The 12594-nt window shown below is 40.0% G+C and carries 14 protein-coding genes; 4 read left to right on the plus strand and 10 right to left on the minus strand.

Translation table 11 applies throughout. The features are described 5' to 3' along the window. Positions 1 to 4: 4 nt before the first annotated feature. The 3 genes from GWK08_RS04965 to ruvC all read right to left on the minus strand — a co-directional run bounded on the left by GWK08_RS04965 (position 5) and on the right by ruvC (position 2762). Complete coding sequence (locus GWK08_RS04965) at positions 5 to 766, minus strand: cyclase family protein (protein WP_163605789.1); 762 nt, start codon at positions 764 to 766, stop codon at positions 5 to 7. A 12-nt stretch (positions 767 to 778) separates the two neighbouring features. After that, a complete protein-coding gene (gene hemW, locus GWK08_RS04970; protein WP_163605790.1) occupies positions 779 to 1927 on the minus strand; it encodes a radical SAM family heme chaperone HemW in 1149 nt (382 codons plus the stop codon). 277 nt (positions 1928 to 2204) lie between these two features. Further along, a complete protein-coding gene (gene ruvC / locus GWK08_RS04975; RefSeq protein ID WP_163605791.1) occupies positions 2205 to 2762 on the minus strand; it encodes a crossover junction endodeoxyribonuclease RuvC in 558 nt (185 codons plus the stop codon). 79 nt (positions 2763 to 2841) lie between these two features. On the opposite strand from ruvC, the gene GWK08_RS04980 reads away from it, so the two are divergent. Together GWK08_RS04980 and GWK08_RS04985 are read left to right on the plus strand one after the other, a co-directional pair. Continuing rightward, positions 2842 to 3834, plus strand: coding sequence for a lysylphosphatidylglycerol synthase transmembrane domain-containing protein (locus GWK08_RS04980; protein ID WP_163605792.1), 993 nt, complete (start codon positions 2842 to 2844; stop codon positions 3832 to 3834). Between the two features lie 79 nt (positions 3835 to 3913). Further along, positions 3914 to 4960, plus strand: coding sequence for a glycosyltransferase family 2 protein (locus GWK08_RS04985; RefSeq protein ID WP_239524857.1), 1047 nt, complete (start codon positions 3914 to 3916; stop codon positions 4958 to 4960). Between the two features lie 2 nt (positions 4961 to 4962). Here GWK08_RS04985 and GWK08_RS04990 read toward each other — a convergent pair whose 3' ends face one another. The 6 genes from GWK08_RS04990 to GWK08_RS05015 form a co-directional block, all read right to left on the minus strand. Beyond that, on the minus strand, positions 4963 to 5421 hold the full coding sequence (locus GWK08_RS04990) for an RES family NAD+ phosphorylase (protein ID WP_163605794.1): 459 nt from the start codon (positions 5419 to 5421) through the stop codon (positions 4963 to 4965). Continuing rightward, positions 5421 to 5834: a type II RES/Xre toxin-antitoxin system antitoxin gene (gene parS / locus GWK08_RS04995; protein ID WP_163605795.1), complete on the minus strand. Its 414-nt coding sequence runs from the start codon at positions 5832 to 5834 to the stop codon at positions 5421 to 5423. Before parS ends, GWK08_RS04990 begins: the two co-directional genes overlap by 1 nt. Before the next feature lie 102 nt (positions 5835 to 5936). Continuing rightward, a complete protein-coding gene (locus tag GWK08_RS05000) occupies positions 5937 to 6446 on the minus strand; it encodes a hypothetical protein (protein WP_163605796.1) in 510 nt (169 codons plus the stop codon). Between the two features lie 43 nt (positions 6447 to 6489). Next, positions 6490 to 7632, minus strand: coding sequence for a tetratricopeptide repeat protein (locus GWK08_RS05005; RefSeq protein WP_163605797.1), 1143 nt, complete (start codon positions 7630 to 7632; stop codon positions 6490 to 6492). Between the two features lie 37 nt (positions 7633 to 7669). Then, positions 7670 to 9082: a M56 family metallopeptidase gene (locus tag GWK08_RS05010; RefSeq protein ID WP_163605798.1), complete on the minus strand. Its 1413-nt coding sequence runs from the start codon at positions 9080 to 9082 to the stop codon at positions 7670 to 7672. Continuing rightward, the gene (locus tag GWK08_RS05015) at positions 9079 to 9453 is read right to left on the minus strand and encodes a BlaI/MecI/CopY family transcriptional regulator (RefSeq protein ID WP_163605799.1); all 375 of its coding nucleotides are present in this window, start codon (positions 9451 to 9453) and stop codon (positions 9079 to 9081) included. The genes GWK08_RS05010 and GWK08_RS05015 overlap by 4 nt, the downstream gene beginning before the upstream one ends. Before the next feature lie 120 nt (positions 9454 to 9573). Here GWK08_RS05015 and GWK08_RS05020 point away from each other — a divergent pair, with 120 nt between their 5' ends. Next, positions 9574 to 10083, plus strand: a complete 510-nt coding sequence (locus tag GWK08_RS05020) for a DUF456 domain-containing protein (protein WP_163605800.1) — start codon at positions 9574 to 9576, stop codon at positions 10081 to 10083. Here the strand turns inward: GWK08_RS05020 and GWK08_RS05025 are convergent, their stop codons facing one another. Further along, positions 10084 to 11418 (minus strand): S28 family serine protease, encoded by a 1335-nt coding sequence (locus GWK08_RS05025; protein ID WP_163605801.1) that lies wholly within the window; start codon positions 11416 to 11418, stop codon positions 10084 to 10086. It abuts the gene before it with no gap. Between the two features lie 195 nt (positions 11419 to 11613). Here GWK08_RS05025 and GWK08_RS05030 point away from each other — a divergent pair, with 195 nt between their 5' ends. Then, positions 11614 to 12594: an ornithine cyclodeaminase family protein gene (locus GWK08_RS05030; RefSeq protein WP_163605802.1), complete on the plus strand. Its 981-nt coding sequence runs from the start codon at positions 11614 to 11616 to the stop codon at positions 12592 to 12594.

Here is a 12594-nt window from a genome sequence, read left to right on the forward strand (position 1 = left end):
TAACTTAAAGTGAAATTTTGTCGTTAATCCTGTAAAGGACAGGCTTACTTGGAGTGGCATCATTATCGAATGGTGCTACCTGAAGGTTCAAAAAATAACTACCGTCCGATATCTTGTTAGGTACAAAAATAAACTCGGTGATCGTTGCTCCCAGGCGAAGCTTATCCGGGCAATTCCAAAATGCCTTATGCGCCAGTAACAGGCCGTCATCTTTCTCTTTATCTACCGAAGGAAGATCGATAAGCAGATGTTCCACACCTATCTCCCTGATAAAAACAGCAGCTTCTTCCAGCAGATAAGGCGGATTGGTATGAGAATAATCCTTATTACACTTGTCCTTATCATTGGGGATTGTTCTGATAACAAGGGCCTGAGGGCGTTTTGTTCCCAATAACTGTTCTATCTGTTTTTTACTGATCACAAAGTCATCTCCTACTCTTCCGGGAGCTACGGTAATCAGTTCTGTTTTAAAGAAATACTGCTGTAGCTGACGGTTGATCGAGTAGAATTCCCTGGTAATATGCCCTACACATTCGGTATGGGTTCCGTGAGCGTGCGGGTTAAAAAAAACAGAGTTTGAGTTTACGGCTGCTCCATCGGCAATACTCACCACAAAGCCATCAACCTCTGCCGGTTTTATTTCGGGCCTGGGTAAATACCAGGAAGTAATGTTTTTATCTCCTCCCCTTAAAGGCATAGATATATCCAGAGGTTTCGACAGGTCTATTTTATATTCTTCACCTTCGTAAAGTAGTGTAGCTAGCATATAGTTTGTGTTTTAAACTCCCGTTTCCCGTAAATTTAACAGAAAAAGATCAGAAGCAATACCATCGCTTAAAAATTTTCCTTTTTGAGTGGTTCTCAAAACCTGATCGTTCAGGGAAAGTAATCCCTCTTTCAGGTATTTTTCAGAATTTTTGAGTAAATGCTCCTTGCAGGTCCTTCCGAATTCTTCCTCTACTCTCCGCAGAGAAACACCCCAGATAGTTCTCAAACCCGTCATTATGTATTCATTATATCTGTCGGCTGCAGACAGGGTTTCAAAAGTTGCAGGGATCTCATCTTTTTCCAAAGCACGGATATACTTCGGGTTATTCGCTATATTCCAGCTTCTCTGGCGGCCGTCATAGCTATGAGCTGACGGACCTATACCAATATATTTCTTCCCCAGCCAGTAAGCCGAATTATTTCTTGAGAAAAAACCTTCCTTTCCGAAATTGGAAAGTTCGTAATGAATAAATCCGTGTTCTTCCAGCTTTTCTACCAGCACGTTAAAATGTTCCTGGGCCAACTCATCATTTACGGGAGCTACTTTTCCCTTCTCAATCAATTTCTCAAGAGCGGTGCGAGGTTCTACCGTAAGGGCGTAGCTCGAAATATGTGGTACTCCGTACTCCAGGGCTTTGTTTATATTTTTTAACCACCGCTCCGTACTCATTTCCGGGACCCCGTATATCAGATCGATGGAAATATTATCAAAACCCATTTTACGGGCATATTCTATACAAAAAGAAGCTTCTTCTGCATTATGAGCACGGTTCATCATCTTCAGGTCCTCATCATCAAAAGATTGTATCCCTATACTCAGCCTGTTTACCCTGCTTTGTGCAAGTTCCTCTATTTTTTGACGAGAAAGATCATCCGGATTGGCCTCCAGGGTGATCTCCGGGGCATCTGCCACATCATAATGCCGGTAAACCTCATCGATCAGAAGATCCAGCTCATCCGTATTGAGAACAGAAGGTGTTCCTCCCCCGAAATATATGGTCTCTACTTTTTCTTTCTCAAACTCCGTTTTCCGAAGGAAGAGCTCCTTCCTAAGACAGGCAAGCATCTCTTCTTTTTTCTTCAGGGAAGTAGAAAAATGAAAATCGCAATAATAACAAGCTTGCTTACAAAAAGGGATATGTATATAAATTCCGGACATTACTGTGGACAATGATCAATGAACAATTATCAATTAAATTGGTTGTGTTTATTCTTTATTCATTCTGGTGGATTTTAAAATGGAGAACAATATCCTGGACAATTCATCCGCTTTGGAAATCAATAAGCAATGGTTAATACAAAATCATATGATTTAGTAGACAAAGGGTCATTTCTCAGTTTCTTCTCCATCTCTTCCTTACTTTATGTTACACTCATACCCCCGTGCTCACTATTCACTATTCACTGTTCATTGTTTATTGTTCATTGCTAATTGCTCATTTTTTTTTAACTCTTTTTTCATTTTGCTTTACAAAAGCAGCCCAGCCCGAATAGCTTTTGCCCGTATCGATCTTTCCTTCATTGTAAAAATGGCAAACTGCAGCTGCAAGACCGTCGGTAGAATCGAGGTTTTTGGGTAGTTCTTTCATCTTCAGCATTCCCTGTAACATTTTTGCTACCTGTTCCTTACTGGCATTTCCGTTACCCGTAATGGCCATTTTTATCTTTTTAGGAGAGTATTCGGTAATCGGTATCTGCCGTGACAGACCGGCAGCCATGGCCACTCCCTGTGCACGCCCCAGTTTTAGCATGGATTGCACATTCTTTCCAAAAAAGGGAGCTTCAATTGCAATTTCATCCGGATGGTAAGTATCTATCAACTGGATGGTTCTTTCAAAGATCACTTTTAGTTTTACATAGTGATCGTCGTATTTCTTTAATTGCAGTTCATTGAGCTGCAAAAGCTCCATCTTCTTATTTATCACCTTAATAAGCCCGAATCCCATAATGGTAGTTCCCGGGTCTATTCCTAATATGATCTTTTCCGTTTTCAATCCTGGATATTGTTTCTGCGTTGTTTTTATCTGAGGGCAGATACGGGTGAGACAATTAATAATTGTTTACTTTGTATCCATGCAAAAAGCCGCCACATACAAATCTAAGCAATTCTTATTCCTGCTCATAAAACTTTCTATTGTATTTGGTGCCACTTACTTTATCTATTATCGCCTGACCAATAATGATCTGCTCGACTTTCAGGTCTTCATCAACCTCTTAAACAGTAAGAAGATCATAACATTTACCAATATCGTTCTGCTCATAACTTTTAGTATAGCCAATTGGTTTTTTGAGGTCCTTAAATGGAAAACGGTGGTCTCTCCGGTTAAAAGCATCAGTTTTAGCGATTCTGTCCGGCAAAGCCTGGGGGCCCTTACCGCATCTTTGTTTACACCCAACAAAATAGGAGAATACGGGGCCAAAGCCCTTTATTTTGAAAAAAAACTCCGTAAAAAGATCGTATTACTTACTCTGATCAATAATCTGGGGCAATTGTTTGCCACCCTTCTCTTCGGATCTGTGGGTTTTAGTTTTTTTCTGAGACATTATCCCCTTAATATTTCACTAAACCGTATATATCTCATTCTCGCTTTTCTGTTATTTTTGTCCGGGTTTGTGTTCTGGTTTATAAAGCAGAAGAAGTACAGGATAAACGGAGTGCCTGTCGAAAAATTAAAAGCTTTCCTGAAAAAGATCACCCTAAAGGTACAGCTAGCCAATATTGCTTTTTCCCTGGTGCGCTACCTGATCTTCTCACATCAGTTTTACTTCCTGCTTTTCATTTTCGGGGTTCAGGCCGGTTACTGGGAAATGATGGCGGCCATCAGCACAGTATATCTGCTAACTTCGGCCATTCCCATGTTGTTTATTTTTGATGTACTTGTCAAAGGAAGTGTAGCCGTATGGGTATTTGGTTTCTGGGGTGTAAACGAATTGAGTGTGCTTTCGGTCATTACGCTGATGTGGTTGCTGAATTTTGTTTTCCCTGCTGTTGCGGGAAGTTATTATGTATTGAACTTTTCTTTTAATCCCGTATCTTTTAACGAGAAAGAAATCGCAGATAAATAAAATGATAATCCTGTTCGTCATATTAAGTTTGTATTGCCTCTTGATCCTTTGGTTTGCTTACGGTTTCTACAAACTAAAAATGAGCAGGAATGAAATTTTCCCGGTTCCTCAAACACGTTTCTCCATAGTTATCCCTTTCAGGAACGAGAGCTCAAACCTGCCATCTCTTCTGGATTCTCTGAAAACGTTGGATTATCCCGCTCCCATGTTCGAGATAATAATGATAGACGATGATTCGACAGATAACTCTACACAGATCATTCGGGATTTCAGTGCAACTACCACACTCAATATCTCTGTGATCAGAAATATCAGGTCTTCAACATCTCCAAAAAAAGATGCTATAGAGACAGCAATATCCAGGGCAAAAAATGAATGGATCGTAACTACGGATGCCGATTGTATCCTTCCTGCAAACTGGCTATGGATCTTCGATTCGGCGATCGGGACAAACGGGCCTAAATTTATTGCCGGACCGGTTACCTATATGGTAGAAGACCGTTTTTCCGATCATTTTCAGTTACTGGACTTCCAGAGTCTTCAGGCTATTACGATGGGTGCCTTCGGATGGAAGAAAGCCTTTTTGTGCAACGGAGCCAATCTGGCTTATGAAAAGAAAGCTTTTGTGGAGGTCATGGGATTTATAGGAAATGATATCATTGCCAGCGGAGATGATATCTTTCTGCTGGAAAAAATGCAGAAACATTATCCCGATAAGGTTGTCTACCTCAAAAACCGCGACCTGATTGTAAAGACCCGGCCGCAAAACGGATGGAATGCCCTTGTGCAACAACGTATCAGATGGGCTGCCAAGACATCGGCTTATAAAAACCCTATGGGGAAATGGATCGGTAGTCTGGTCTTACTGATGAATATAAGTCTTATTGTGCTGTTGATCATTTCTCTGATCAGTGCATCATACTGGGGATATTTTTTGATATCCTTTGCAGTTAAATTTTTTATTGATCTCCTGCTTCTGGCATATGCCGCTTTCTTCTTCCAGCAGAAAGAACAATTAAAAAACTACCCCTTAAGCAGTGTGGTCTATCCTTTTTTCTGCGTATATGTTGCCTTGTCCAGTTTTAAAAAAGGCTATGTCTGGAAAGGGCGTAATTTTGAACGCTAAGCCTACTTTTTCAATCTTTTATCAAAAGAGAATTTTTCTATTTTAACTATTTTGATCTTAGCCGCATCGGGATGCAAAGGGTTGATCACAAAATTGTATTCGGAGCCTACAATGGCCGAAGGAACTTTTAAAACAGCTCCCTTTCTTTCATTGCAGAATTTTGTAAAGATCTCTTGTGTCCCACTATTGTATGGAAAGCTGTTCCAGTTTTTGGGTAATTTTTTCTCCTCTGATATTTCTATCTCATCCGGGATCTCTATATGAACCAGGATCCGGTCGTCCGGCAGGTCTTCGGAAATATCCAGATGCATTACGATTTCCAGGTAACAAAGAGAGACATTCTCTGAGGTATATACGGCCCTTGTTCCTATCTTATTCCAGCGACCTCCTACTTTTTCGGCTCCGATTCCGGATAATAGGTCATTTTTACGCTTGTTCCGGTCTATTCTGTATACGATCATTATACAAAGATTCCGTAATTGATACGCTCTATTTCATTAAGAACCAACTGAACCCCGTAACTTGTATCCAGTAAGGAGAACGGAACTTCTCCTCCCAAAGCAATATTCGATTTGTTTAACCAGCGTGTAAACTTTTTTTCATCGCCAAAAACTTCAAAGCCTTTTGCATATACTTCGGCTATTTCAAAAAGGCGTTCACTCACCTCCTTATCATAATTCATTTTTTTTGCCAGGGTGGAATAAGAAGCAGGAACTATTTCAGATATTTTTGTAATGGGTAAAGCTACCCTCAGGCTAAATTTTTTAAGGTCTGAACGAGACACACCATTCCTGCTCGCGTGAATGATCTTCAGCTTTGTGGTAGGTGAATTATTGCTTTTATCTACAAAATCGGTTAATGTAATTGCTTCCATGTTTGGTAAATTTACTTATTACACTATGTAAAATTACAATTTTATGTCATTTTACACAAGCATATATGTATTTTTAACGAAACTTTTAAAGAAAAGTGTTTTTTACTTTACGTCCAACTCTATAGGAAGCGTAAAACGGGTAGAGACCGGTACCATTTGTATCTCAAATTCCGATTTGGCTTTTTTCTGTGCAGCGTATATTTTGGGGAGTTTCCGGATAGCTTTCTCCAGGGCAGCTTCCAGTTGAGGGAGTTGTCTCTTCAGGTTCTCACTTGCTCTGATATTGAGAATAGAAACCGCTCCCTGATGATCAATCTTGAGGTCGAGCAAAACCGTTTCCCTGATCGAATAATTAACTACAAACTCATGTTCTCCCAGGGCACTCATCAAATGCCTGCTGAAAGTACTTTCGAAACAGACTTTTTGTTCTTCCTTGGGAGCCAGCTCATTGCAACTCTCAAAGAGCGGAAAGCTGTCTACTTCATTCCAGTTAATCGTATCTATTCGCTGAGATGCCAACTCATCGGCTTTTTTATCCTGATCTTTCAGGTAAGAACAACCTCCGCTATTTAGCAGTATAATAAAGCATATGATAAAAAAGGTCGTTCTCATACAAATCGTAACTATAACCGAAAATTACGATTTTTTAAGCAATCTATTCCTGTGCCAGATGTATTTCTGCTTTAAGTTCCGATATCCTTTTTTCCACATAGTTATGGAAGGGGCTTTCCGTCTCCTTGTATTTCTCCAGAAAGCTTTCATAATATCTCAGTTTGGTAGCACTGTCTTTATAATAATGATCTGCCAGAAAGCATACCTGATAATAGGTCAGGAAATTTTCGGGTTCCTCCTTATGAGCCAGTTTGTAGTATTCCAGTGCCTTTCCCTTATTTCTCATTTCAAGGTAGATCCGTGCCAGAGCCGTATATTCTTTCGGAAAGCTGAATTGTTGTAATTCGATCGATTCCTTAATGTGTGAAATGGCTTTCTCATATTCCTTCTTATACCAGTAAATATGCCCCATTTCCAGCCAGGGCTTTGGATTGGTATCATCAAACTCCTTTAATTTTTCGTACGCCAATAGTGCCTTGTCATATTTTAACTCCTCACGGTAACTACGCCCCAGTTTTTCGTATATATATTCCTTTTCATTTCCCAGTTCCAGCAATCTTTCCAGCCAGGGGATGGCTTCCTCAAAATTGTTGTCATTGTAATATGCAAGGGCTTTAAGGTTGATAAGTTCCAGGGATTTCGGGTAAAAATCAAGTCCTTTATCCACATATTTCAGGACAGAATCTTTTTCTCTCTTTATCAGATAGTGAATACCAATCTTACCGATACTCCTTAAATGAGTAGAATCTATTTTGTAAGCATTTGTATAGGCCCTGAGTCCCGCTTCCAGGTTTCCCAGGCCTGAATAGGAAAGTCCCAGCTGATAATGGTACTGCGGATTGGAATTATCTTCCAGAATAAGTCCGTTAAAAGTTTCTTTGGCCTTGTCAAACAGTTTTGTTTTCAGGTAGAGTTTTCCGAGTTCATAGCTGGCAGTCTGAAGGTTTTCTTCCTTTTCGGTCAACACTTCATATTCCAGCATCGATTTATGGTAATTCCCTATAGCATTATATGCCCTGGCAATCTGCATCCGGGCGTAAGAAGAAGGATCTTTGGTATATTCATTAATTGCTTTTGTGTAATTCCCTAACCTGTAGAGACTGTCTGCAACAGTCACGGCCGGAGACTGAGCTCCGGCCTGGCTAATAAACAACAATCCTAAAACCAATTTTAGTTTTTTTATCATGTTTTATTTATTTCGGGACTTAATCTTTACTGAACTGTTAATTCAATTTAAAAGTAACCGGAATAGAAAAGGGTACGGTCACTGCTTTTCCGTCAAGCCTGCCCGGGGTCATTCTTGGCAACTTACTAAAGATATTGTATACTTCAGCCTCCAGTACTTCATGAGGACCTCTTAGCCTTATATCTCTGACATACCCGTCATCGCCTATGAAAAACAAAGCAGAAACTCTTCCATCGATACCCTGTTCCTGAGCTTCTTCCGGATATCTGAAATTCTCACGGATATGCTCCTGTATCCTTTGAAGAAAACACGCTCTCTTGTCCTCAGCATCTTCACAGCCCGGGAATACAGGCACCTGATCAACGGCATGAAAGGAGACGTGTTCCTTCTCTTCCACAAGTCCATCCGGTTTCTTATAGCCAAAAACGGTAACCTCATCTTTAATTTCTTTTTCCTCTTCCAGCATCTCTTTAAGGATATTCTGAAGCCTGATCCGTTCTGAATCGCTCATATTTTCCTTGTTCTTAATTGCTGCTTCCAGTTGGAGGAGTCGTTGTTCGAGGCTCAACGCTTCCTGCTGAGTTTCGCTTAGCTGTTCTTCCTTTTCGCAGGAGGTATAGATCAGCATTCCCATTACCAGTGGAACCAATAGTAAATACTTTAATTTCCAAATTTTCTTTGATCTCGATTTCTGTAACATGACTATTCTTTTTTTGATTAATGATGAATTAAAAAATTGATTAATAAATGATATTTTTTCTGTTTTAAAGACTTCCGAAAGCAATGCCTGGTACTGTTCCTTTTTATGGATTTTGACCACCCTGGAATCTGCAATAAATTCATGAAGTTCCGATATCCTGTTCTGGTAAACATAAATAAGCGGGTTAAACCAAAATACGATCCGTACAACCTCAAAGAACAACAGGTCCAGGGAGTGTTTTTCCCTGATGTGTACCAGTTCGTGTTCAATGATATGCCTGTGCTCTTTCTTTAAATGCTGATCTCCCAGGAAAATAGTCCTGAAAAAGGAAAAAGCGGCATTACTCTTTTGAATGATCACCTGGGAATACCCCACATAACTGGTAACATTATTTCTCTTTTTCAGTTTGTATAAAGCCAGGAGCTTATACGCAAACAAAACGGTACTAACAATACAACCTATTATGAGCATAATAAGCCACCACGGGAGTTCGGATATGGCGGGAGCGATCTGTTCTTCCAGATTCCCGGAAGCATTCAGGATAATTTCGGGTAATACGTTTACGTACTCACTGGAAACCACCCCTTTAAGGCTATCTATTTTTATAAAAGGAATTACAAACGATAACAATGGAGTTACCAGCAGGTAAAACCTGTTCCAGTTAAAAAAGGTCTCTTTCTTCAGGAAAAGATCGTAGATCAGAAGAAAAAACAGCTGAAAGCCTGTGAATTGAATAATAAAATGGATCATTGCTTATCTTCTTTTTGGTCCTTGTTAATTTCATTCAAAACATCCTCCAATTCGGAGAGATTAATGTCATTTTTCTTCATAAAAAAGGAAACCATACTCTTAAATGAACCCTGAAAATATCCGTCTACCAGTTTGTTGATCGACTGGTTACTGTATTCCGTTTTCTTTACCAGCGGATAGTACAAATAGCCCTTCCCTTCTTTTTCATGTGCCACAAATCCTTTGCTTTCGAGGATCCTTACAATGGTGGAGATCGTATTATAGGCCGGTTTAGGTTCCGGCAGTTCGTTTATTAACGCTGCAACATTGGCTTTTTCAAGCTTCCATAATAATTGCATTACCTCTTCTTCTGCTTTTGTTAATTGCTTCATTTTTAGAACTAAATTATTAGTTGAACAACACAAATATAACTAAATATTTAGTTTAAACTAATTTTTTAGTTAAAAAATTTGTAACAAAGTTTATTTAACTTCGTCACATAAGAAAAAAATATGGATATACTTCTTCTGTTTTTTGGGTTGTTATTTATTTGCTTAGGTATTCTCGGAAGCTTTCTTCCGGTACTCCCGGGCCCTCCGATGAGCTGGCTGGGTCTTCTGATGATACACCTTACCAAATCCATCCCGATGAACTGGTGGTTTTTGGGAATTACCCTGGCCATTGCCATTATTATATCCGTATTGGATTATATAATCCCTGCCATAGGGACCAAAAAATTCGGTGGAAGCAGAGCGGGAGTAGTAGGCACAATGGTCGGATTAATAGTCGGTATCATCTTTTTCCCGCCTCTAGGTATCATAATCGGTCCTTTTGTCGGGGCCCTTATCGGAGAGATGAGCAATCAGGCCGATTCCAAAAAGGCCTTAAAAGCCGCTTTCGGTTCTTTTCTGGGTTTTGTTACCGGAACCCTTTTAAAGTTTATCGTTGCTATAATCTATGCCGGGCTCTTTGTTATGAAAATATGGGAGTACAAAGGAGAACTGTTCGATTTCGGCTTCTGATCATTCTTCCTCCGCATAAAGAGGATTAAGTGTAATATCCTCTCCCATCCATTCCTTTAATTTTGCATAGATCTTTTCCTGATCTTCCTTAGAAAAATGTCGTATACGCGTGCCGTGATGTCCTTTTTTCAATACCATTTTCAATGCATCTACTTCCGGTTTGGGTGATGGTGCACACGCACCCCAGGTATCGTATTCTCCGTAGATATAGAGTATTTTATCTCCTTTGGTCTCGGCATAATCCCTTACTCTTTTTATATATTCGGGATCATAACTAAGATCGGTATTCTTAGGTGCAAACCTGCTGTTGGTGGGGTCTTTAACGATCTGCAAGAGGTCTTCAACAGGGCTCATATCAAATCCGTAATAACCCAATTCTACCATATGCTGATAAAAAGAAGGTAAGAGATCGTGATATACCTTATCACTGTAAAAACTTATCCCCACTATTTTATTGACATAATCGAAAATTTCTTTAGAGTTGGCGTTCTCATCCGGGATTTCTTCACAGTTCCCACCCCACTGCCAGAAAGAAAAGGAGAATTCCAATGCTGCGTATTCCAGAGCCTCAGCAACCGGTACCTGTGTGAATTTCATTTCCTTTTCGGTTGCATGAGTTTCTATTTCACCTATTAGTTCTTCTCTGTTTTCCAGGAGTCTGCGTTGAAAATTTTTTATTTTTTCCCTGCAGGCTTCCTCTCCAACACTGTTAATATGTTCTGTTGTTCTGGGATCCTCCTGAGTATTGATAAGTGGTGCCACATAAGGAACGGCTACATCTATATCTTCCGGGTATTTGGATTTATAGATGAGTACTGTTTCCCCTCCTTTGCTGATACCGGTAGATACCCAGGGCCCTTTATATATCTTCTTTAATTTTTCTACAAGCTGATGATAATCTTCAATTGCCTGGTCATTCTTCAGGTATTCCCACGGAACCGGTTCCGGTCTTGATTTTCCGTAAAAACGGTATTCTACCATCACCTGATTGGCATCCAGAAGCCTGCTCAACTCATAAGTGCGTGGCCTTGCTCCATAGCCTTCGGTTACCAGGATAACCGGTTTTTCAATATCGAAATGCGACAGATACACATAGTGTTCAAAAGTACCTGCGGAAGGGTTATTATGATCTAAGGGTTCTTTAAGTACAAGTTGAAAAGATTCTTTAAAGTGATCTTTATTCTCAATACTGCTGATCTCGGCATCCGGAAACAGGGTCTCCAATGCCTGCTGAATATTTTCGGTTGCAATCTCCTGAACAGAAGTTTGCTGCTTGCAACTATTGAAAATCAGTAGAAAAACAAGGTAGAAGCCAAAGCTTTTTAATAATCTCATCTTGTATTTTTATGCCGGTACCTATCGCTCTTTTGAAAACCTACCGGACGGGTTTTTAATTTTTTAAAGTTATGGAATGGCCCAGGAGCAAATTAATATTATCTTATCATTTATACATCAAATGTTACCCCTTTAAATTTTGTTTTTAACAAAAACTAGATAAAAAAGTATCTTTACAGGAAAGCTTTTAGTAAAATGAATATTCCTTATATCGATACCAATTTCATCGAAAATAACACGGATTTCGGCAAATTGGTGAACGATCTGAAGCGGGCTTTTGTAAATCCCGATCTGATCGTTCCCATGAGGCATCATCACGATTTTCCCAATCCGGAAGAAAACAAGGATTCTACTTTGCTTCTTATGCCGGCCTGGAATCCGGGCAGGGAAGCCGGAGTAAAGATCGTGACCGTGAGTCCTAATAACGGGAAATTCGACCTCCCTTCCATTCAGGGTACCTATATTTACCTGGATGCTCATAAAGGAGGTATTAAAGCAATTCTGGAAGCAAAGGCGCTCACTGCCAAAAGAACGGCAGCCGCTTCGGCACTTGCATCTTCCTTTCTTTCCAGGAAAAATGCATCCTCTCTTTTGATGATAGGAACCGGAGCCTTATCAGCAAATCTTATAAAAGCCCATGCCAGCGTAAGACCCATTAAAAATGTCTTTGTCTGGGGAAGGAATCCTGAAAAATCGCTTGCAATTTGCGATGCGTTTTCAGGAGATGACCTTACCGTTCAAAGTGTAAGGGATATCGAAGAAGTTATTTCTGAAGTCGATATAATTTCCTGCGCTACCCTTAGCCAGGATCCTCTGGTTTTTGGAAAGTTCCTGAAACAGGGGCAACATATCGATCTGGTGGGGGCATATAAGAAGAATATGCGGGAAGCTGATGACGAGACCATACGCAAAAGCAGTATCTTTTTAGATACTTACCAGGGAGGACTCAAAGAAAGCGGGGACATCGTAATCCCGTTGGAGAAAGGAATTATAGATAGATCCCATATCAAGGCAGATCTGTTCGAATTGTGTTCAGAAGTAAAGTCGGGACGTACCTACGATTCGGAAATTACCCTTTTTAAATCGGTGGGGCACGCACTGGAAGACCTTGCGGCAGCTACCTACTATTACGAACAGTTCAAATCCGAACAAAAGCAATTAACTCAAATATCTTAA

It is taken from the genome of Leptobacterium flavescens, from assembly GCF_010671605.1.
Taxonomy (GTDB): domain Bacteria; phylum Bacteroidota; class Bacteroidia; order Flavobacteriales; family Flavobacteriaceae; genus Leptobacterium; species Leptobacterium flavescens.

Bases quoted from the DNA above. Each gene is read 5' to 3' on its own strand.
- hemW (WP_163605790.1), bottom strand. From the start codon at position 1,927: ATGTCCGGAATTTATATACATATCCCTTTTTGTAAGCAAGCTTGTTAT.
- GWK08_RS04990 (WP_163605794.1), bottom strand. From the start codon at position 5,421: ATGATCGTATACAGAATAGACCGGAACAAGCGTAAAAATGACCTATTA.
- GWK08_RS04980 (WP_163605792.1), top strand. From the start codon at position 2,842: ATGCAAAAAGCCGCCACATACAAATCTAAGCAATTCTTATTCCTGCTC.
- GWK08_RS04985 (WP_239524857.1), top strand. From the start codon at position 3,914: ATGAGCAGGAATGAAATTTTCCCGGTTCCTCAAACACGTTTCTCCATA.
- GWK08_RS05010 (WP_163605798.1), bottom strand. From the start codon at position 9,082: ATGATCCATTTTATTATTCAATTCACAGGCTTTCAGCTGTTTTTTCTT.
- GWK08_RS05030 (WP_163605802.1), top strand. From the start codon at position 11,614: ATGAATATTCCTTATATCGATACCAATTTCATCGAAAATAACACGGAT.
- GWK08_RS04965 (WP_163605789.1), bottom strand. From the start codon at position 766: ATGCTAGCTACACTACTTTACGAAGGTGAAGAATATAAAATAGACCTG.
- GWK08_RS05025 (WP_163605801.1), bottom strand. From the start codon at position 11,418: ATGAGATTATTAAAAAGCTTTGGCTTCTACCTTGTTTTTCTACTGATT.
- parS (WP_163605795.1), bottom strand. From the start codon at position 5,834: ATGGAAGCAATTACATTAACCGATTTTGTAGATAAAAGCAATAATTCA.
- GWK08_RS05000 (WP_163605796.1), bottom strand. From the start codon at position 6,446: ATGAGAACGACCTTTTTTATCATATGCTTTATTATACTGCTAAATAGC.
- GWK08_RS05005 (WP_163605797.1), bottom strand. From the start codon at position 7,632: ATGATAAAAAAACTAAAATTGGTTTTAGGATTGTTGTTTATTAGCCAG.
- GWK08_RS05015 (WP_163605799.1), bottom strand. From the start codon at position 9,453: ATGAAGCAATTAACAAAAGCAGAAGAAGAGGTAATGCAATTATTATGG.
- GWK08_RS05020 (WP_163605800.1), top strand. From the start codon at position 9,574: ATGGATATACTTCTTCTGTTTTTTGGGTTGTTATTTATTTGCTTAGGT.